This is a genomic window from Planktothricoides sp. SR001 (assembly GCF_001276715.1).
Classification (GTDB): Bacteria; Cyanobacteriota; Cyanobacteriia; order Cyanobacteriales; family Laspinemataceae; genus Planktothricoides; species Planktothricoides raciborskii.
Genome location: NZ_LIUQ01000004.1, coordinates 60,772 through 81,917, shown reverse-complemented (window position 1 = coordinate 81,917; position 21,146 = coordinate 60,772). Strand labels below are relative to the sequence as shown.

Here is a 21,146-nt window from a genome sequence, read left to right as displayed (position 1 = left end):
CACCCTCTCTTCCCTACACCCTCTCTTCCCTACACCCTACACCCTACACCCTCTCTTCCCCTACACCCTACACCCTACACCCTACACCCTGCACCCCCGCTCCCTCCTACTGCTGCGGTGGCAACTCCAAGGCGATCGGACCCAAGACTCCTTTGCGAAACTCTTTTAATAACTGCCTTGCGGTGCGTTCCACATCCCCACGATGCCGTAACTCCGCTAAAGTATGCAGATATTGTTCCCCAGTCATTTCTGTGGGATCTAATTCATAGCGAGAGGCTAAACATTTTGCGCCAACTACCCCCATTTCGTGGCGTTCCAATTGCGTCAGCAAGTCGATCATTCCCGCTGCGACTCGTTGATTATCATAGGCCGCATCACCAATATCATCACAAATGGCTAATTTGAGGGCAGCGGCTTGACTTTCCAACTTAGACGGAATAATTCCTGGGGCGTCTAATAGTTCAAGTTCTTGAGAAATTTTCACCCAGCGCAGGGAACGGGTGACACCAGGGCGTCGGGCACTTTCCACTACTCGTTTTCCCAGCAAGCGGTTAATTAAAGCGGATTTGCCCACATTGGGAAAACCAATTACCACAGCGCGGACGGGTCTAGGCAACATTCCGCGATCGCGCCGCCGTTGATTGATCGCGACCCCGGCAAATTTTGCCGCCCTAGCGACTTGGGCCACCCCATCCCCATGTTGGGCATTGGTAAAATAGGGAGTTTCTCCTTGAGACTTAAACCAAGTCAACCATTGCTCTTTCACCTGTGGGGCGATCGTATCCATCCGATTCACTACCAAAACCCGAGTTTTCTCCCCCACCCAATTGGGTACTTGGGGATGATGAGTCGATAAAGGAATACGGGCATCAAGCACTTCCAGCACCACATCCACCATTTTTAGCTGTTCTTTTAACTGTCGTTCAGCCTTAGCAATGTGACCCGGATACCATTGAATGATCATTATGAGAGGAAATCCTAAATTTTTTGTCTGGTGAGGATTCATAGGATAACCCCCATGAACCCTCAAAAAGAAGCAAGAGACTACGGAACGATTAACACTGCACAGGGAGACAGATTAATCACCAAAGTGGTGACACTTTCCGTTGCCGCTTCCTCCGTCAAACCCATCCCCCGACAACCCATGACAATTAAATCGGCGTCGATTTCATCAGCCACATCACAAATCACAAAAGCCGGTTGACCTTCGCGTTCAATGACTTCGGCTTCAATTCCTTCCTTAGAAAACATATCCTGAGCATTTTTTAGCAATTCTGCCACCGCTTCCGGGGACATCATCGCCTCGTCTGGGGGTAACTCTTCCCCTTCTGGGGGCTTTGGCACTACAGAAAGCAAGACTAAGCGAGCTTTGTAGGTTTGAACAATATTGAGAACCTTGTCCGCAGCTTCGCGGGATTCTCGACTGCGATCGATGGGAAATAAAACGGTCTTGAACATGGCACCCTCTTACGGTACACACTCTCGTATAAAATGTTTACGACAAACAAGTGAAATTTACTCTGGTTGAAGTCTGACAACGTCGGTGTACTTTCTGTGCCAGGGAGCTTGCGTTCCCGGACAGACAAAGGTTTCGCATCGATTTTCCAGGACTTTAACCGAGACATAGAAAATTCTAGGAGGTATTTTTGTGGCCAAGAAAACTGTAGCAAACTTGTCTGAGTCAGATTTATCGGGTAAGCGGGTATTAGTCCGTGTGGACTTTAATGTGCCTCTGGATGATGCTGGCAACATCACTGATGATACCCGGATTCGGGCTGCTTTGCCTACCATTAAAGATTTAACCGGCAAAGGCGCCAAAGTCATTCTGTGCAGCCACTTTGGTCGTCCCAAAGGTACAGTAGACGAAAAAATGCGCCTGACCCCCGTAGCCAAGCGCCTTTCTGAATTACTCAATCAAGAAGTAGTCAAATGTGACGACTGCATTGGCGATGAAGTTGCTGCCCAAGTGGGCGCCATGCAAAATGGCCAAGTGGCATTACTGGAAAATGTCCGCTTTTATGCCGGTGAAGAAGAAAATGACCCAGAATTTACCAAACAGTTGGCTGCTGTGGCCGATTTATATGTGAATGATGCCTTTGGCACCGCTCACCGCGCTCATGCTTCCACCGAAGGGGTGACACACTATCTCAGTCCTTCCGTGGCTGGCTATTTAATTGAGAAAGAACTTCAGTATCTCCAAGCCGCTATTGACAATCCCCAACGTCCTTTGGCCGCAATTGTTGGCGGTTCCAAGGTTTCCAGCAAAATTGGTGTGATTTCTGCGCTGCTGGATAAGTGCGACAAGCTATTCCTCGGTGGTGGGATGATTTTCACCTTCTTGAAAGCTCGTGGTTTATCCGTGGGTAACTCTTTGGTGGAAGAGGATAAGCTGGAATTGGCTAAGTCTTTGGAAGCTAAGGCTAAAGAAAAAGGCGTTGAGTTCTTGCTGCCCACCGATGTGGTGGTGGCGGATAAGTTCGCTGCTGATGCCAATACCCAAACTGTCAGCGTGGAAAATATCCCCGATGGTTGGATGGGATTGGATATTGGCCCCGATTCTGTCAAGACCTTCCAAGCGGCTTTAGCGGATTGCAAATCGGTGATTTGGAATGGCCCAATGGGTGTGTTTGAGATGGAGAAGTTTGCCGCTGGGACTAATGCGATCGCTGAAACCCTGGCTGAACTCACCCCCAAAGGCACCAGCACCATCATTGGCGGTGGCGACTCCGTAGCTGCGGTGGAACAAGCCGGTTTAGCTGACCAAATGAGCCATATTTCCACGGGTGGTGGCGCCAGCCTAGAATTGCTCGAAGGAAAAGTGCTCCCTGGCATTGCTGCCCTGGATGATGCCTAATCCCTACTAATGTAGGGTGGGCAATTTGCCCACCCTACGATTATTTCGGTTGAAATGTACGGTGGGCAAATTGCCCACCCTACTCCGGTTTAAATGTACGGTGGGCAATTTGCCCACCCTACGATTATTTCGGCGGATAATATTTCCCATTCCGATACAACCAGCCCGTTAGCTGATGCAAATATTCCACCGTAGACAAACCCCGGACACTTGCGTGTCGGTTTAAAGTGTTGGGATTAATCCCAAATTCTATACATAAAGCGGTTTGGGTTAGCCCGATATCATTTTGCTCATCCTCAGTGAGGGGGCGATCTTTTTCTAAATTATGCTGATGTAAATCCCCATCAATCGGCACCGCAGCAACATCGATAAAATCAGAGTCTTTCTTAGTCTTTGCTCCCTTAAATTTATCAACAATCTGTTCAACTTTATCTAAGCGTTTACTTAACTGACTCACTTGCGATTGAATCCGATGTATTATCGGTTCAATATCCTCAATTTTTGCCTCTAATTTTTCCTCAATTCTCGCTTCAATTCTCGCCTCAAGTTGTTTTTCAATTTTTGCCTCTAATTTTTCCTGAATTTTGGCTTCAAGCAGTTTTTGAATTTGTGGCTCCATTGCTGGAATGAAATCACGATTTAACTCAGGAACTTCTGAGATTGCTAATCCAGAATTAACCGGAGATTGTTCCGGTAACTGACTCGCTACTGGAACCTCTACTTCGGCCTCTAATGAGGAATCAACTGGGGAATCGAAAGAATCCAGTAATTCTGGCTGATTTCCCGCATTAAATCTAGCCAGATAGTCCTCAATAAAAGCCAATAAAGTAGCCGATGCTGTTGTTCCAGATGCACTGGCAGCCTCTTGAAACTTCTCCCATTTTTCGTATGGAATTCTGAAAGTAGCTAAAACCAGTTCATCAGGGTGTCTTTTTTTCACCTGTTTAGGAATCATTGATTGGCAAATTTCCCTTGATTGAATGTGAGCGATCATGTGAGCAATTCGGTAATTGGGTTAAACCTAAAACCTTTATATTGATTCAATACCATCAGCAGACTATCTACGAGACTATCTACCAGACTATCTACCAGACTATCTACCAGACTATCTACCAAACTATCTATTTTCCCGAATTAGCTAAATCTGCTGCGGCTTCAATAATCTCAAAAACCACACATCGCCGCAACCATCTTTCTTGATTCAAATCAATATCTGGCGGGGAACCTGTACCGGCAAATGCCTGAACTCGACGGCGATCTATCCCGCGAGATTCCAACATATTTTCCACCGATTGAACCCGTTGCAATGCCAAATTTTCCCTAGAGAATTCAGTGCGATCGCTGTAGCCAACAATTTTCAAATGCAGACCGGGGTATTTTTCGAGAATGTCTTTAATTTGTTCAATCTTTTCTTCCCAGTCTCCTGGAGGAACTTGAGCAGAATTTTGCCTAAAATAAATCCGAATGCCAATAGAAATTGGCTGAACTATCATTTGATTAGAAACCTGACGAACCCCAGGAATGCCTGCAAAAATTTCAGTAATCTTGTTAAGGGTAGTATGTTGAATAGACGTTCCTGTTAAGCTGACATTTCCCCGATCAAACTCCGCAGAAATGCTAATCCCATCAATTTGATTGAGAATTTTAACCACCTGTTCAACCTCAGCCGCTACTTGCATCATATTCACCGGCTGATCTACTACGATAATCTGATTATCCAACACTAAATCTGGAGCCGCTAACCGCACAATTGTTTCGGCTCGATCCCGGAGATAAGCACTGGGTAATTTTCCGGTTAAGGATAGGATTTTGCCCCGAACATCAACGTTGAGCCGATAAAAGGCTAATTCTGGAGAAGCATCTAAAAGCTTACTGACTTGTTTTTCCCGATCGCCCTGATTAATTTGCACATAGTGATAAATCCCCCAACCAACCAAGATAACAACCATCATCCCTAAACTAAACCCCCAAACACCGGCCCGCACCTTTTGTTTTTTGGCACAGTTAACCGACGGCTGAAACATAAATAGCATCAATTTCCCTAACCCAGATAACCAGCGATTGCTTTTGGTTTTGGCTTTGGTTTTGGCTTTGGCTTTGGTTTTGGCTTTGGTTTTGGCTTTGGTTTTGGCTTTGGCTTCCGTTTCCGTTTCGGCACCGAGATGCTCTAATTCAGAGATTGTCTGACTGGACTCTTGGTTATATTCACTCCCATCATTACCAATTTCTGCTGCGGCCAAGTCTGCCCCTGCCAAGATAGATATTTCCTGATTGTCTGCGATCGCTTCATTTCTAACTTCATCTCTAAAACGATTTAATAAATCATTCACTTCTTTAATCGTTTTAGGATCCGTCTGATCCAGGGCAAGTTGTTCCAGTAACTCCTGATATTCAACCGATTCTCCTTCCTTCGCCTCCGCAGTAAAAGGCTGTAGTAAATCGTCTAAAATTCCGGCGGTTTCTATCGATTTCAAATCAGGAGATTCTTGGAGGGATGGCTTACCTTCCCCGGACTGTAACTCTTGGGCATCAGCATTAGCCAGCGCCAGTGTAGTTTCCGCAAATTCAGCCTCATTTTTGGCCGGTTCACTCGATCGTAATTCCCCGGATAACCCCTCAAATTCCTCAACTTCGTCAATCTCAAGACTGATTTGGTTTATTGCTTTTTCAGCATTTTGACCTCGATTTAGCATTTGGTCAAGTTGCTGCAAATACCTTTGGATTTGCTGATAGTCCATATCCGCCATATCCGATTGTTTGTTATAAATAGTATGATGCTTTTTTTGGAAATCAGCCCGTGGAATGAATTCATCCTTTGGCTGACTGTTCCCCCGATCGTCAAAAGATTTTCTATCTGAGTAATTCATGGTTTGACAAACCAGATCATGTTTGAGTAACTTTGAGCATTTTGACATTTTTGACTTTTTTGATCTGTTTTTTAAAAATTTTATTTTAAATTTGCTTGCTAAATCAAAAAAATTATTATGGTTTAAACATTAGTGTTTAAATTAGTTAGGTATTTATAGTTATTTAAGATTTGAAAATCCAGAATATAAAGATGCTTTTAGTTATATTTTTGGGTAATAATGCCAATCAAAAAAACACTTTTGGCCTTCTTCTAAGGTCAGAAGAAGACCAAATGCCAAGAATATTCCTGTATTCTTGAGCGGACTCATGCTATGATGATATTGGGATCAGGGAGATTAACCATTACCCTGAGATTCTTCCAGCAAGAGATACTCAGATTTGCTTGAGGTATTTTCTTCTTCCCAAGTGGAGGGGAATTCAGTTCCTTTTAGCTGAAGTTGTTCCGGTCCTTTAAGTTTTAGCACAATCTCAAAAAACATATCAGCGATATCTTCTCGACTCACTTTGCTAGAACCTAAAGTTGATAAGCGTTTTTCAAAGTTTTCCAACAACTGCTTTTTCATATGAATCAGATCGCCCTGAAGCTTTTTATGACTCGACAGGACATCATCCCGCAGCGATCGCGTTTGCTTATCAATTGCTTCATCCAGATTAGCAACATTACTCGAAAGCCGCTTACTAATGCTTTCAATTTGTTCGTCGATTTCGTCTTTATCTTTAATACCTTTCTCTTTTATGGCCTTAAGTTCTTCACTTAAAGTCCGCATATAAGTCTGAAGTTCTGTGGACAGAGATTCTTGCAATTTTTGTAAGCTTTTATCGGTTTCTATTCTCAAAACAAAAAGCCGCTTTTCTGTCTCTTCTTTTTGCTCTTTTAGTGCAGCTTCCAGACTATCTAATCGACTACTCACCTGTTTCATTTGAGTGCCGAATAAAAGCTCACGGATTTGTTCAATGTTGTTAAAACCTTGACCTAAATCTGGTTGGTTGTTAGTCATCTTGATTCTTCCTCCTATTCTATATAAGTTGCCTCGGTTTTTTTGACTCAGAATATCTAGATCGAATCTAGGCAACTCACTATATAAGCCACTTAGCAATTATCAGGAATTAGCCAGTCTTCTTATATAACCGCCAACATACTAACATAGGTTGATCGAGATTGATATAGTAAACGGCGAATCTATCTGATAGATTTATGGTGGACGCTAACTTACCCCAGTTTTTCATCCTCGATCAAGCTATCTAACTGTTAAAAGCAATAGAACTCTTTTCCCAAATTAGCACTCAGTCAAGCTATCTCCATCCGGTGAATCCGTTGGACAACATACCCTGGGGGTGCTTTTACTTATCTATAGTCTAAATCCATATGTGCGAAAAATAGCCGATGCGATTCAGTTCAATAGGTATAGATAAAGCATTCCCTCTTGAGAAATGAAATATTAAAACCGAGTCGGATTGTTGAAGTGTTAACATCAGGCTAGACGACTCCTGACTGAGGCAGCATGAGCGCGGTCGGCCATAAGAGAGACAATCATAATTTACTTTTAATAATTTTTATTTATAAACGTTAATTTATACATAAATAAAAGTTAGGTAATTCCGCTGCGATCGCCTCCTTAATCTTTTAAATCCCCCCTTCCCCCGGTTATTTTTCGGCAGTACCTCGATCGCCACTACCAGATTGATGATTTAGGAATCGGGCTCCATTGTTCCGTTGCCTCTGTATAGTTGTACTGCTACGTCCCTGTCCTATTTTTTTCCTTCTCCCCTGTCCATTTTTGCGGAGCAACTTGAGCAAACCAAGGCAGCAAAAATGATGATTTTATATTTATTTTTGCATTTTACGAGCGCATTTTTTATGCATCGATCTTCCTTCTCGATCTCGTTACGATCTAGGTGGATCTCTCCCATAGGAAAATTTTCTCATAAATTTCTCATCAATTCCTGGAGTTTAAAGTCTGAAGAGCATTCAGGGGACTGACGTTTTCCCAAAGTTTACCAAACTTAATTTTTGACTTAATTATTTGCAGTTTATGTGATACTGTTTGAATGTTATATCTGGAAAAAATTACTCTAATGCGAATATATTTTTTTCTCGATTAAATAGAGTTTTTGTCATATTTTTTTGCCACTTTATTTCTAAAGTTTTGTTAAATAAAGATCGATATAATATTAAAATTATACTAAAAATTTATGGCAGTTATATCTGTTTTTATTCAGGATTTTTTCCTGTATTTAATAGTGGTATTTAATAGTTAGGCAATGTTAATTGCTTGAATTTATTTATTTTTGACGATAATAATGGTGTTTAGTTTATTACTAATAATGCCACTTTTAATTTACTGTATTTTGGCTTTAATAGCTTCTAATTGCTGAAAAATCATCGAAGATTATTTAATATCTCTAAGAAATTAATTTTTTATCCATTCGTGAAAATGCCAAAAAATTCTTTTTCTAATTGGCTCATGCGATCGCGCATTTTTAACAGGTCAGGAGCGACTAAAATCTCCGGCAACCGATTAAATTCATCTTCCTTGTCATTTTGATGAAAATTGAAACTCTCAAGAATCATATTTTCTAGATTCTCTAAAGCATATGATTTAGGTTTTTGGTTAAATTCACTCATTTTAGTCAGCTTGATGGAGATAAATTAGCAACCTTGACAAAACTTGCTCATTCGAGAGGTAATTATAGCCTAATTTTTTGACTTTCCTATGAAAAAATACTGGCAAGCACTGGTCGCTCTGGCTTTAATCACCTGTTTAATCGTCTCAGCGCCCACCTTAGCTGGATCTCAACCACCGGATACCTCAGATCGTCAAATCCAGGGATTGCCAGTGATGGTGGAAGGTTACTCATTATTTGAGATTCCGAACACGGTTCAGGGGATCTCCCCAGAACAGCGATCGCAGAAAATCGCCAAACAGGTAGAACTGTTCGCTAAGGATACTTTAATGCCCATTGAGTCCCTGCAAGTGGGAGAACGAGGGAAAACGATGGTCATTTTTTATGGGAGTACCATCATTACCGAAATCACGGAGGAAGACGCCAAAGCCGCTAACACTACTCCCAGAGAATTAAGTTATATTTATTTACAAAAAATTCAAGAATTTTTTAAAGACTATCGACAAAAAACCAGCTTAGGCAGTGAACCGAAAAGCCTTTCTAGCGATACCTGGTTGAATCAAACCTGGAAAAAAATTTCATCCCTAACTATCCCTAACTATCAATGATAATCGCTTGAATTATCGACTGGCGATCGCTTACACAATCATTGATAATTTTCATTATATTATCATTTTTAATTAAAGCTTCATCGCGCAAAATAAATTCATTATCTCGCTATTATAGTGAATATAATTCGCCATTAAATAAAAAAAGTATATTTAATCATAAGCGATTTTATCACCTTATTTTCTTCTTTTATTACCAAGTTTAAATCAATTAAATACTGGATTTTGTTATTAATTTTATTTAATATATTTTTTGCATAAAAATATTAAATATTATAAAATATAAGCTTTAGATGATAAATTATGTTCCTATTTTTTTTCATTAGTCCAATTGTATTATTTAGTTATTATGGCCTCCGTTTTTCTAAATTTATTTTTACTAAAATTAGTAAATAAAGAATTTATTTTCCTGTATTTTATGCTGGGCATAACCGACTTATAGATTGGTGGAATTGGGGATTATTGCCCTAGCTTTGGTCATGGGTGCGCCTTATTTTCCTGGATTTGGTTCTCCTGCTTTTCAATGGGTTTCTCTGTTTCTAGGAGTGCTCTTTTCTTTGGGGTCTTCTGCCGCACTATCCAATGCTGTTGCCGAGATTATTTTAATCTATACTAGGGCATTTCAAATCGGCGATCGCATTGAAGTTGAAGATACTCAAGGGGATGCGATCGAAAAATCTCTTTTAGTCACACGCATTCTCACCGATGATAATGTGATTGTCACCTTGCCCAACTCTAACTTACTTTCCACGAACATCTTCAATTACAATGCACCCATGGGAGATCACAACATTCCGGTAGCACTTACCATTAACGTCAATTTTGGGTATGATGTGCCGTGGCAAAAAGTCTCTGAAGTTGTCAATGATGCGGCAGAAACAACTCCTTATTTTTTACCAGATCCACCCGCATATTACACTTATAACTGGGTGAATTATCGGTAAAGTATGAGATAGAAACTTATACAAATCAGCCTAGTAAAAAATACGATCTTATTTAAGAATTGCAAAAGCATCTGCGCGACGATTGCAATGCTGCGGGGATTGAAATTCTTTCGCCCCATTATTCGCGATGGAAATCAAAGTACCGTGCCAGAGAACTTATTACCCAAAAAATATAAAAACAGAGGATTTCAAATTCATCCTCTCGGCAATTTATTTCAGATCGATATGCAGTGGGGCGGCAATAGCAATCATCGGCAAACTAAAAAAGAGCCTCGGTCTATTTCTCCGTCACCTAATCGCAACCCCAGCCAACAAAACTCAGAAGATCCATCATAAAAACTAAATCAATCGATCCTACTCTGGCTTAGTGTCTCGCAACATTAACGCCTCTACCGCTGCTTTGGGGGTAATCTCTCCTTGAAGTAATTTGTAAACTTGATAAGAAATCGGTACAGAAATATTCTGCGCTTGCGCCCGTTGAATCAATACCTGAGTAGTATTCACTCCTTCAGCAGTGCCTTCTAAAGAAGCCAGAATTTCCGAGAGCGATCTACCCAGACCTAGCTGATAGCCAACTTGGTAGTTACGACTTAGAGGACTATTACAAGTGGCCAATAAATCTCCCAATCCTGATAGACCGTAAAAGGTTTCTGTTTGGGCGCCCCAATGGGTGCCAACGCGGATCATTTCCGCCAGCCCTCGCGTCAAGAGTGCCGCTTTTGCATTGGTGCCTAGTTCCAAACCATCGCAGACCCCCGCTGCGATCGCCATCACATTTTTCAGAGTCCCCCCCAACTCCACCCCTAAAGGATCTGAATTGGTATAAACCCGAAAACTGGGGGACGAAAACACCCCTTGTACTTGTTGGGCGGCGGTGACATTGTGACTCGCTACCACCGTAGCGGCAGGTAAACCTTGTTGAATTTCTTTGGACAAGTTGGGACCTGCCAGAACCACCACGGGGCGATCGCCCAACGCTTGTTCCCAGAGTTGGGAAGGGGTACAAGTCGTTAGGGGATCTAATCCTTTGGTCGCCGTAATCAGAATCGTATTTGCCGAAAGACGACAGTCATGGATTTGCTCCACAATTGCCGTCACTCCTTTCATCGACACCGCTGACAAAATCATGTCAGATCCGGCGACAACCTGCCCAAGACTGTCCGGCGATCGCCTCGACCACAAGCGCACTTCATGGCCATTCTCTCTGACAAGCTGCCCCAGGGTAGTTCCCCAAGCCCCTGCCCCTAAAATTGCCAACGTTTTTGGCTTCATATTCCCATCTCACTCAAGACTTAAGCGTCAACCCGGGCTGATTTGGGATAAAGTTCCATCAACGCCCTAACTTGTTCAGCGTGGTAAGAACTCCGAGTTAAAGGAGAAGCCACTACCTGTAAAAAACCCACAGATTCCCCAAACTCTCTCCAAGACTCAAATTGACTTGGTGGAATCCAACTCTCCACCGGCAAATGCTTAGGACTGGGTTGTAAATATTGACCCAAGGTCAAAATATCACAATCCACCGATCGCAAATCACGCATCACTTGTTGAACTTCCTCATCAGTTTCTCCCAGTCCCACCATAATCCCAGATTTGGTGTACACTCCCGGAGCAATTGTTCTAGCCTGTTTTAACAAATCCAAAGTGCGTTGATAATTCCCTTGAGGACGCACCCGTCGATAGAGACGAGGCACTGTTTCTGTATTATGGTTGAGTACCTCTGGACGCGCCTGCAAAATCAACTCCAACGCATCCCAATTCCCACAGAGATCGGGAATTAACACCTCAATCGTCGTACCTGGGGAACCGAGGCGGATCTCTTCAATACACCGCACAAACTGAACCGCCCCCCCATCTGGCAAATCATCTCGATTCACCGAAGTAATCACCACGTGCCTAAGATTCATCCGCTGCACTGCTTCAGCTAATCGTTTGGGTTCAGTGGGATCTAATGGTTGAGGTTTTTTCTCAAAATCAATATCACAATAGGGACAAGCACGAGTACAAGCCGGTCCCATAATCAGAAAAGTTGCCGTCCCGTTGTGAAAACACTCCCCCATATTGGGACAAGACGCTTCCTCACAAACACTATTCAGCCTTAAATCCCGTAAAATTTCTTTAACGCTGCCCACGCGCTGCCACTGCGGCGCTTTAACCCTTAACCAGTCTGGCTTTACAGTCACCCTTTTGTTTCCCTAAAAAATAACGTCATTAATATCCTAGCCAAATCGGCTATCATATGTTACAATCTAAAAGCTGAAAAAAAATTCCGGGATGTAGCGCAGCTTGGTAGCGCACCTCGTTCGGGACGAGGGGGCCGCAGGTTCAAATCCTGTCATCCCGATTTAATCTAAATCCTTATAATCTATAGCTTATAGGGATTAAGCTTTACCACTAATAGCATTCGTTCACTCATATTTCACTCATATTTCACTCATATTTCACTCATATTTCACTCATATCTCACTCATTTGTACTCTGGTATAGCGGTAAATTGAGTCACCATCCCTTGTTTTGCTACCACCATACCTTTGTCGTCAACGGGTGAGATATACATTTAATTAGTTTATTTTCAAATCAAGTATCTAATTGATTATTAGATATAATCTATAGCATAAAGCTGCATCCAGCGAGATCCTATTTCGGTCTTCGGTCACTGCCAGAGTAAGTAAGGTCGTACTTAAATAATTAATCATATATAAATTATTAATTTTTTGATAAATAGTCAATCAAATCAAGAGAAATGGCTTGATTTAAATTTCTCTTGCTAGAATATTGAGTAAAGCAACTTAATCTCATATTTAATTTACCAATCCCAGTCACCAATTTACCTTAATTTACTTGAATTTACCTTAATTTACCTTAATTTACCTTAATTTACCTTGGCGATCGCGTGTTTATTTCCCAGGTGAATGGTTTACTTCTCCTTGTCTATCTCCCCAATTACCCTGACCACAAAGCACATACAGGAGATAAAAGACATAAAGCACATACAGGAGATAAAAGACAGTAAGAATATCTTTCCCTGTATCCTTTGTATCTAAATGGCTGAATCAGTCCGCAAAATATCTTTACATCTGCTAAACTAAACAATTAAACAGAATTGTCAAGTACAGCCGGAACCATAGACGGTTGTGGTTCTATTCTATCAAAAACAATAATTACCCATGCAAACACTGGTTCCCCGTATTTCCCAAGAATTAGCGAATCTCAATTACACCTCCAGAGGCGATCGCTTTGACTCCACCTGGCAAGCACCCCTAGCCACCCTCCTAGGCTTAGGACGGGCAGCGGGGGCGGACTTCGTAGAATTTTTTCTCGAAAGAACCAACTACACTAACTGCCTTGCCGAAGACGACATTATTAGCAGCATCTCCCCGCGTCTTTCCACCGGCGCCGGGGTGCGGGTATTTCGCGGCACCGCTGATTGCTACGTCAGCACCAACGATTTATCTTTTAGCGGATTAAAATTAGCCCTAGAAAAAGGACTTTCGATTTTAGGGCTACAGCTACCCAGTCCAAATGCATATATCCCAGAAATTAACCTGGAACCCCTCAGAGACTATGCCCTCCTCAAAGGCAAAGAAGGCTGGTTGAGCGAATGTAGCCCCATGAGTGAAATGAGCGATATTCTCCTCCATGCGAATGCCAAACTAAAACAAAAAGCGTCTCACGTTCAATCCCGACGGGCGGTTTATTTCCGGGACTGGCAAGAAGTGTTAGTGGCTTCCAGTGATGGCACTTTTGCTCGAGACATTCGCCTGACTCAAACCGTCGGATACAACCTACTTTGTGCCGATGGCGCCCATCGTTCTTCGATCAATAAGCGGGTGGGAGATACCAGCGATCCCAACTTTTTGCGGGATTGGAATTTTGAGGTATTGGCGGATGAAATTGCCGATTCTGCGGGGAAAATGCTCTATGCGGACTATGTAGAATCCGGCACTTATCCAATTATTATGGCCAATGAATTTGGCGGTGTGATTTTCCATGAAGCTTGTGGACACCTGCTGGAAACAACGCAAATTGAACGGAAAACCACGCCATTTATTGACAAAAAAGGGGAAAAAATTGCCCACGAAAGTTTAACCGCTTGGGATGAGGGCTTGTCAGAAAATGCTTTTGGCACCATTGATATGGATGACGAAGGAATGCCCACTCAGCGCACGTTATTAATTGAGAATGGGATTCTGAAAAACTTTATTGCCGATCGCACCGGGTCAATTCGCACCGGACACCCGCGCACCGGCAGTGGACGACGCCAAAGTTATGCCTTTGCTGCCGCTTCGCGGATGCGGAATACTTATATTGCTCCCGGAGATTATGAAATTAACGATTTATTTGCCTCCATTGATAAGGGCATTTACTGCAAAAAAATGGGCGGCGGTAGTGTCGGGGCAACCGGACAATTTAATTTTGGGGTTGATGAAGCCTATTTAATTGAAAATGGCAAGATTACCAAACCCTTGAAAGGGGCAACTTTGATCGGGGAAGCAAAGGAAATTATGAATAAAATTTCTATGTGTTCCAAAGATTTAGGACTCGCCGCTGGTTTTTGCGGGTCGGTCAGTGGCAGCGTTTATGTCACTGTGGGACAGCCTCATATTAAAGTTGATTCGATTACCGTGGGTGGACGGTAATTTTAATTCATTTTTCTTTTGTTCTTTGTTATTTGTTCTTTGTTATTTGTTCTTTGTTATTTGTTGTTGGTTCTTTATTCTTTGTTCTTTGTTTTGGCTATTATGACCAATGACCGTTTACTGAGGATTGACTTACAACCAAAAACCAAAAACAAAAGAATCCCTACCCAAAAACCCACAACCAACAAAAGAATCCCTACCCACCAACAACGAACAAAAGAATTCCTACCCACCAACAACCAACAACCAACACCCAACAACAGAAGTACCAAAAAAAGAGCAATGATCGAGATTAATCAACTAGCATCCCAAACCCAAGAAACTGCTAAAAGACTAGGAATTAAAAAGTTTGATATCTACGGGTCTGCCGTGGATGAAAATAGCGTGCAGGTAGACAATGGTGAACCGAAACAGGTGAAAGCTTCCCAACGTTCTGGGGTCACGGTGCGCGTCTGGAATGAGCAGAATACAATGGGGATTACTTCCACTACAGATGTGAATCCATTAGGATTAGAATTAGCTTTAAAAACGGCTTATGAAGCCAGTTTTTTTGGGGTCACAGAACATGTGCCTGATTTTAGTCCAGAAGCCACAGTGCCTTTGGCCAAACAAGATGCCAAAATGCCACAAGTCCAGGTTTCTACGTTGATCGAAACTTTAATTAAGGCGGAGAAAGAATTGCTGGCGGCTCACGAAGCGATCGCCAGTGTTCCTTATAATGGATTAGCCCAACGAGACATTGACAGATTTTATCTGAATAGTGATGGGGCTGCTCGGGCAGAAGGGGCTTCTTATACCTCCCTTTACCTATACACCAAAACCGAACAACCGGACAAAAAACCCCGCAGTGCTGGGGCTTATCGGATCGGCAGTCACTTGGACAAACTGGATATTTCTGGTTGCATTAAAGAAGCGGCAGAGAAAACCATTAGTCACTTAAACTACGAAAAGATCCCATCGGGGAAATATACCGTAGTTTTTTCGGCGGAAGCCTTTTTAAGTCTCTTGGGAGCCTTTTCTAATATCTTTAATGCCCAGAATATTTTAGACAAACAAAGTCTTTCAACCCCAGAGTCTTTAGGGCAGCAAATTGCCTCTCCTTTCTTGTCTGTGTGTGACGATCCCTTGCATCCGAATAATGTGGCTTTTACTACCTTTGATGGGGAAGGAACACCTACTCGTCGAGTCCCGCTAATTACCGAGGGAATTTTGAGCAATTTTATTCATAGTGCAGGTACGGCTAAACGGATGAATGCTCAACCCACAGGACACGCGAATATTGGGGCGAAAGTAACGGTCAGTCCCCATTTTTATCATGTTTTCCGTGGGGCAACACCAGAGACAGAGTACAGTCTAGAAACCGCCGATAATGTGGTATTAATTGATGATTTGCAAGCACTCCATGCGGGGGTTCAAGCTTTGCAGGGGTCTTTTTCTTTACCCTTTGATGGTTGGTTAATTAAGGGTGGCGAAAAAATCAGCATAGAATCCGCTACGGTGGCGGGAGATTTTCTGGAATTTCTCAAATCAATTGTATTTTTAGAAGCGGAAGCCGAACTGACCCCTGGGGGCATTTCTCCGCGAGTTTGGGTGGAAAATCTCTCGATTACGGGTGAGTAAATTTTCTGAAACCGAAAATTGACGGATTATTTTGAGGTTGAGGAGATTTTGTTGGGGCAATTTAAGGCAATTAATTGCCCCATTGTCTTATTGCCCCATTAAGGTGATGAGGTGATGAGGTTATGAGGTTATGAGGTTATATTACCTCGTTCCTGTTTCCTATTTCCTGACAGATGAAAACTGATACCTGAATGCTTACGTTGGCTTTTATCCTTATGGAAGATGAAAAAGCGATCGCGCCTCTAATAATTAAGGTGCGATCGCCTTACAATCATGGGAAATAATCCGGGGAAATCTTATCAGATATTTATGAGACTTTTTCCTTAGATTTAGAATGATGGAACCTAATTCCCAAAAAAATGTCATAAATAAAGCTAAAAAAGTCTTTCCCTTGGAGCAAGCCTAAAGATTGTGGACTTCCTTTAGCATCTAAAAGTGGTTTCATCGCATGATAGGCGGGACGGTATTTGTACCAGGGAATAGATGGCCACAAATGATGGACTAAATGATAATTTTGCCCCAAGATTAAGATATTAAGAATGGCACTGGGATAAACTCTGGCATTTTTCCAGCGATCGCGCTCTTCAAAAGGGCGATGGGGTAAATAATCAAAAAATAATCCCAAAGCCAAACCAACCACTAAAGCCGGGGAAAACCAATAGTTGAGGATATAAGGCAAAAAATCATATTGAATCGCTGCATAGACCACAGCTACCACCACCAACCGGCTGAAAAACCACTCTAACAATTCATAATTTCGCCAGAGACGATGTTTAAAGAAAAAGATTTCATGGTAAAAAAAGCGGGCGGCAATTAGCCATAACGGGCCCCCTGTAGACACAAAATGATCCGGATCCTTCTCAGGATCGTTGACATGAGCATGGTGCTGTAAATGAACTCGCGTAAAAACTGGAAAAGCAAATCCTAACATTAAGGCACTACCATGCCCTAAGATGGAATTCACGATACGATTACGATGCCCTGCATTGTGTGAAGCATCGTGAATCACTGTCCCCGACAGGTGCAACGCGATCACATTAATCGTAAAGCAGCACCACCCCGGCCAGTCCCAACGCCAGTAACCAATCGTAGACATGATAACCAAAGTCACGGCGGCTACAAACATAAGTAGGTTGGGATTAATCCTGCCAGGAGGGGGCCCGAGAAACTCCTTGGGAATCGTCAGCGTGGGGTGCTGGGCCTCTGGCATCTTGTTTTGTACTCCTTTCAATAAATTAAGGCTTAGTATACGATAATGAACCGAATTATATAAACTTTTGTAAATATTTGTAAATAATTGTATTTATAAGTGAACATTTTATAAGTTTTATTTATAAATACAGTGACAGTTAATAAGGTTGCTTTCAATTCAACCCGACGGTTCATCTCCCATCTATCTGTCAGAACTGTGTTGTTTTTGTCTGATTTGTGTCCCGGCGATCGAGCAAACCCATCCCCAAGATGGCCTGCCGCGATCGCCGAAATCCTTGGCTCACCTGGGGAATTTCTTGCCTCTGAAACTGGCAATGATATTCTAAGCTGCCGGACTGGTGAAGAAATTTTGACTCAGGTCAAATTTCTGCGATGGAATTCCATCGGTAATCAAGGGTAATCAAGGGCGGGGCGATCCACAATGGTTTATTCTAAAAGACTTCCAGACAAAAATCCGCAGGATTTGGTGATGATCCATTAATCCTTATTTATCATTTATCCCCATCTATCCCTTAGCTTTCTGCTTATGGAAATGCGAAATTTTTTGCGTCGGACAAAGATTGTCGCCACTATTGGACCGGCAACCAGTAAACCAGAAGTGTTGCGCGATTTAATCGAAGCAGGTGCAACCACTTTACGCCTGAACTTTTCTCATGGGAGTCACGAAGATCATCAGCGGAGTATCCGCTTGATCCGTCAGGTTTCCTTTGAACTGAATCAGCCCGTCGGCATCTTACAAGACCTGCAAGGGCCAAAAATTCGCTTGGGCAAATTTGAAAAAGGCTCAATTCAGGTTAAAAAAGGGGATAGCTTTATCCTAACCAGCCGCCCCGTGGCTTGCAACCAAGAGATCGCTTGTGTCACCTACGATCGCCTCGCCGATGAAGTTCCCGAAGGCGCCACCATTCTCCTTGATGATGGACGGGTGGAAATGTTCGTGGACAAAATCGATCGTGAATCCGGTAATCTTCATTGTCGAGTGGTGGTTGGTGGCGTCCTTTCCAACAACAAAGGGGTAAACTTTCCGGGAGTGTATCTCTCGATTAAAGCCCTAACGGAAAAAGACCGGGAAGATTTACTCTTTGGTCTTGACCAAGGAGTAGACTGGGTGGCCATGAGTTTCGTGCGTAACCCCCAAGACATCTTAGAAATCAAAGAGTTTATCTCCAGTGCCGATAAGAATGTGCCGGTGATTGCCAAAATCGAAAAGCACGAAGCGGTTGAGCAAATGGAAGCTATTCTCTCTCTCTGCGATGGGGTGATGGTAGCTCGCGGCGACTTAGGGGTAGAAATTCCCGCTGAAGAAGTGCCGATTATCCAAAAACGCTTAATTACTACTTGCAACCGTTTGGGAATTCCGGTGATTACCGCCACGCAAATGTTGGATAGCATGGTGAGCAGCCCTCGGGCTACCCGTGCAGAAATCTCCGATGTGGCGAACGCTATTCTGGATGGCACCGATGCGGTGATGCTTTCCAACGAAACAGCGGTGGGCAAATATCCCGTGGAAGCGGTGGAAACAATGGCCCGGATTGCTTGTCGCATTGAACGGGATCAGGCGATCGGTAAAATTACAACTCAAGAAACCGGGTTATCTATTCCCAATGCCATCAGTCAAGCGGTGGGGAAAATTGCTCAACAACTCCATGCAGCGGCAATTATGACCATGACAAAATCTGGAGCGACAGCCCGGAATGTTTCCAAGTTTCGCCCTCACACGCCGATTTTGGCGATCACACCCCATGTTTATGTGGCGCGTCAACTTCAGGTGGTTTGGGGGGTTAAACCCTTGCTAGTCCTGGATTTACCTTCTACGGGTCAAACTTTCCAAGCGGCGATTAATGTGGCGATGGAAAACGAATTCCTGACCGAAGGGGATTTAGTGGTAATGACGGCGGGTACTTTGCAAGGGATGTCGGGATCTACTGACTTAATTAAGGTAGAAGTGGTCACGTCTGTACTCGGCAAAGGGGTCGGTTTGGGTCAAGGGTCGATTAGTGGTCGGGCTAGAGTTGCCGATCGCCCCTTGGAAGTTGCCAATTTTAACCCTGGAGAAATTCTGGTTGCCCCCAAAACTACCGCTGATTATATTGATGCGATTAGAAAAGCAGCCGGAGTGATTACTGAAGAAGAGAGTCTCACCAGCCATGCAGCCGTCATTGGCTTGCGTTTAGGGATTCCCGTGATGGTGGGGGTGAAAAATGCTACGAAAAAGATTCGCGAAGGATCGATTCTGACGATGGATCTCGAGCGGGGTTTAGTCTATTCCGGTGCTACGGGTACGAGTTCAACTGATACGATTCTGACTCCTTAATTAGCTATTAATTAGCTATCAGCGTGTGGCGTTTCCGCTTGCCGTTGACAGTTATTGGTTATTCGTTATTGGTTATTCTTGATTCTGGGGTAGGTTTCAGCAGGGGCGGGTTCAAACCAGCCCCTGCTTGATTTGTGAGGAATTCTCCCGCTTTATGTTACAAGTCAATCAGAAAGGCGATCGCACTGACCCAAATAGCCACAGATACGGGAATCCCAAACAGAAGTCCGGCGATCGTCCAGCCCCGTTGGTGGGCTTTAAATTGCTCAATACTGCGCCATTTGCGACTTTTCCAAGCCCATTCATTGCCTTTATAAGCGAGGACAAAGGTCATAAATGGCCCAATAAACGGCGCCCAGGATAACAATCCAATCCAAGTTTGATTGGTCAATGGCCAAAATTGGGGAAACAAAAAAGCACCCCAATTCCAACCTTTAATTTCATCGGGGACGGGTACAGAGGAGTCAAATAAACCCCCTTGTCCCGAATTATTGACAAAATTACTGGCAACTTTTTCGGGATTTTCTTTACTTAAAATAATGCCAGATTCCAGCATATTTTTCGCTTCACGAGCAGAGTTTGGGCGTTTTTCTACGGATGGTTCGGTTAGCATTTCTAGCCACTGCAAAAAGCTGGGACTAGCATTAACTAAATGACGAAATTGAATATGGGCATCATATTGGGGTAAATCTGCGGGTGAAGTGCCACTGAGTAAATGAATTAAGGTGGCACCGAGGGCATAAAGGTCAGAAGCGGGGACAGTTCTGCCGCCATATTGTTCCATTGGGGCATAACCGAATGTGCCGACGACGGTGAAAGTAGATCCTATCCCAGGAGATGAATCTTGCACCGAACCAAAATCAATTAAGTAAAGGCAACCTTTGTTGTCCAAAATTAAGTTACTGGGTTTAATATCCCGGTGTAAAACTTGGGGATTCAGTTCGTGCAGATAAATCAGGATATTTAATGCTTGTTTAGCGATTTCCCGCACTTCTGATTCGGTAAAGCGTTTCCCTTCAATTTGTAATTGTTTTAGGGATTTACCTGGTATATATTGCTGGACTAAGCCAAACCAAAGGGTTTGGTCATCGAGATGAAAATAATCATAATATTTGGGAATGCGCGGATAATCCAGTTGTTTTAATACGTTGGCTTCTCGTTCAAATAGTTTTAAGTGTTCCCACTGGACTAGGCCACCAAATGCTAAGAATTTTATCACCACTAATTGTCGCTCAATTTCCGTGGCTGATAAATCTCTGGCCAGCCAAGTTTGCCGGACGGGATTATCACTTAATTGCCCTTGGAGTTGATAACGGTCTTGGATGATTTGATCGATCGCAAGCATGGCTTTTTTCCCTGTAAACCCATTTTTTCTAATTTAACGTTAAAATTTTGATTGGGGTAATGATGTTACGTTTTTTAAAGAAAGTTTATATTTTTTAGGCTGGTAAAAAACTTCTATTA

18 protein-coding genes and 1 tRNA gene are annotated in these 21,146 nt (G+C 43.0%); 9 read left to right on the top strand and 10 right to left on the bottom strand.

Annotation, left to right across the window (positions count from 1 at the left end; translation table 11 throughout):
- Positions 1-106: 106 nt before the first annotated feature.
- Both ylqF and AM228_RS03760 read right to left on the bottom strand, forming a co-directional pair.
- A complete protein-coding gene (gene ylqF / locus AM228_RS03765) occupies positions 107-964 on the bottom strand; it encodes a ribosome biogenesis GTPase YlqF (protein ID WP_054464773.1) in 858 nt (285 codons plus the stop codon).
- An 80-nt stretch (positions 965-1,044) separates the two neighbouring features.
- Entirely contained in the window at positions 1,045-1,458 is a 414-nt protein-coding gene (locus AM228_RS03760; RefSeq protein ID WP_054464772.1) for a universal stress protein, read from the bottom strand.
- Positions 1,459-1,648: 190 nt separating this feature from the next.
- Between AM228_RS03760 and AM228_RS03755 the strand changes: the two genes are divergently transcribed.
- The gene (locus tag AM228_RS03755) at positions 1,649-2,854 is read left to right on the top strand and encodes a phosphoglycerate kinase (protein ID WP_054464771.1); all 1,206 of its coding nucleotides are present in this window, start codon (positions 1,649-1,651) and stop codon (positions 2,852-2,854) included.
- Positions 2,855-2,978: 124 nt separating this feature from the next.
- On the opposite strand, the gene AM228_RS03750 is transcribed toward AM228_RS03755, so the two are convergent.
- The 4 genes from AM228_RS03750 to AM228_RS03735 form a co-directional block, all read right to left on the bottom strand.
- Positions 2,979-3,809 carry a hypothetical protein gene (locus AM228_RS03750; protein WP_054464770.1) on the bottom strand — a complete coding sequence of 277 codons (831 nt, stop codon included), beginning with the start codon at positions 3,807-3,809 and terminating at the stop codon, positions 2,979-2,981.
- Between the two features lie 166 nt (positions 3,810-3,975).
- Positions 3,976-5,721 (bottom strand): OmpA family protein, encoded by a 1,746-nt coding sequence (locus tag AM228_RS31760; RefSeq protein ID WP_156331513.1) that lies wholly within the window; start codon positions 5,719-5,721, stop codon positions 3,976-3,978.
- Between the two features lie 336 nt (positions 5,722-6,057).
- Positions 6,058-6,720 (bottom strand): hypothetical protein, encoded by a 663-nt coding sequence (locus AM228_RS03740; RefSeq protein WP_054464768.1) that lies wholly within the window; start codon positions 6,718-6,720, stop codon positions 6,058-6,060.
- Positions 6,721-8,141: 1,421 nt separating this feature from the next.
- A complete protein-coding gene (locus tag AM228_RS03735; RefSeq protein ID WP_054464767.1) occupies positions 8,142-8,348 on the bottom strand; it encodes a hypothetical protein in 207 nt (68 codons plus the stop codon).
- An 88-nt stretch (positions 8,349-8,436) separates the two neighbouring features.
- On the opposite strand from AM228_RS03735, the gene AM228_RS03730 reads away from it, so the two are divergent.
- The 3 genes from AM228_RS03730 (at position 8,437) to AM228_RS03720 (ending at position 10,235) form a co-directional block, all read left to right on the top strand.
- Complete coding sequence (locus AM228_RS03730) at positions 8,437-8,955, top strand: hypothetical protein (RefSeq protein WP_054464766.1); 519 nt, start codon at positions 8,437-8,439, stop codon at positions 8,953-8,955.
- 446 nt (positions 8,956-9,401) lie between these two features.
- Positions 9,402-9,899 carry a mechanosensitive ion channel family protein gene (locus tag AM228_RS03725; protein WP_054464765.1) on the top strand — a complete coding sequence of 166 codons (498 nt, stop codon included), beginning with the start codon at positions 9,402-9,404 and terminating at the stop codon, positions 9,897-9,899.
- Between the two features lie 144 nt (positions 9,900-10,043).
- Entirely contained in the window at positions 10,044-10,235 is a 192-nt protein-coding gene (locus AM228_RS03720) for a hypothetical protein (protein ID WP_156331512.1), read from the top strand.
- A gap of 18 nt (positions 10,236-10,253) precedes the next feature.
- On the opposite strand, the gene AM228_RS03715 is transcribed toward AM228_RS03720, so the two are convergent.
- Entirely contained in the window at positions 10,254-11,171 is a 918-nt protein-coding gene (locus AM228_RS03715; protein ID WP_054464763.1) for an NAD(P)H-dependent glycerol-3-phosphate dehydrogenase, read from the bottom strand.
- A 20-nt stretch (positions 11,172-11,191) separates the two neighbouring features.
- Positions 11,192-12,079: a lipoyl synthase gene (gene lipA, locus AM228_RS03710; protein WP_054464762.1), complete on the bottom strand. Its 888-nt coding sequence runs from the start codon at positions 12,077-12,079 to the stop codon at positions 11,192-11,194.
- An 87-nt stretch (positions 12,080-12,166) separates the two neighbouring features.
- Here lipA and AM228_RS03705 point away from each other — a divergent pair.
- The 3 genes from AM228_RS03705 to AM228_RS03695 all read left to right on the top strand — a co-directional run bounded on the left by AM228_RS03705 (position 12,167) and on the right by AM228_RS03695 (position 16,156).
- Positions 12,167-12,240 (top strand) — tRNA-Pro (locus AM228_RS03705).
- An 823-nt stretch (positions 12,241-13,063) separates the two neighbouring features.
- Positions 13,064-14,536: a TldD/PmbA family protein gene (locus tag AM228_RS03700; RefSeq protein ID WP_054464761.1), complete on the top strand. Its 1,473-nt coding sequence runs from the start codon at positions 13,064-13,066 to the stop codon at positions 14,534-14,536.
- 282 nt (positions 14,537-14,818) lie between these two features.
- The gene (locus tag AM228_RS03695) at positions 14,819-16,156 is read left to right on the top strand and encodes a TldD/PmbA family protein (RefSeq protein WP_054464894.1); all 1,338 of its coding nucleotides are present in this window, start codon (positions 14,819-14,821) and stop codon (positions 16,154-16,156) included.
- Positions 16,157-16,463: 307 nt separating this feature from the next.
- Here AM228_RS03695 and crtR read toward each other — a convergent pair whose 3' ends face one another.
- On the bottom strand, positions 16,464-17,366 hold the full coding sequence (crtR, locus tag AM228_RS03690; protein ID WP_054464760.1) for a beta-carotene hydroxylase: 903 nt from the start codon (positions 17,364-17,366) through the stop codon (positions 16,464-16,466).
- 148 nt (positions 17,367-17,514) lie between these two features.
- Between crtR and AM228_RS31755 the strand changes: the two genes are divergently transcribed.
- Together AM228_RS31755 and pyk are read left to right on the top strand one after the other, a co-directional pair.
- The gene (locus AM228_RS31755; RefSeq protein ID WP_156331511.1) at positions 17,515-17,694 is read left to right on the top strand and encodes a hypothetical protein; all 180 of its coding nucleotides are present in this window, start codon (positions 17,515-17,517) and stop codon (positions 17,692-17,694) included.
- Between the two features lie 200 nt (positions 17,695-17,894).
- On the top strand, positions 17,895-19,682 hold the full coding sequence (gene pyk / locus AM228_RS03680) for a pyruvate kinase (protein ID WP_054464758.1): 1,788 nt from the start codon (positions 17,895-17,897) through the stop codon (positions 19,680-19,682).
- 157 nt (positions 19,683-19,839) lie between these two features.
- Here pyk and AM228_RS03675 read toward each other — a convergent pair whose 3' ends face one another.
- Entirely contained in the window at positions 19,840-21,027 is a 1,188-nt protein-coding gene (locus tag AM228_RS03675; RefSeq protein ID WP_054464757.1) for a serine/threonine-protein kinase, read from the bottom strand.
- Positions 21,028-21,146: the final 119 nt, after the last annotated feature.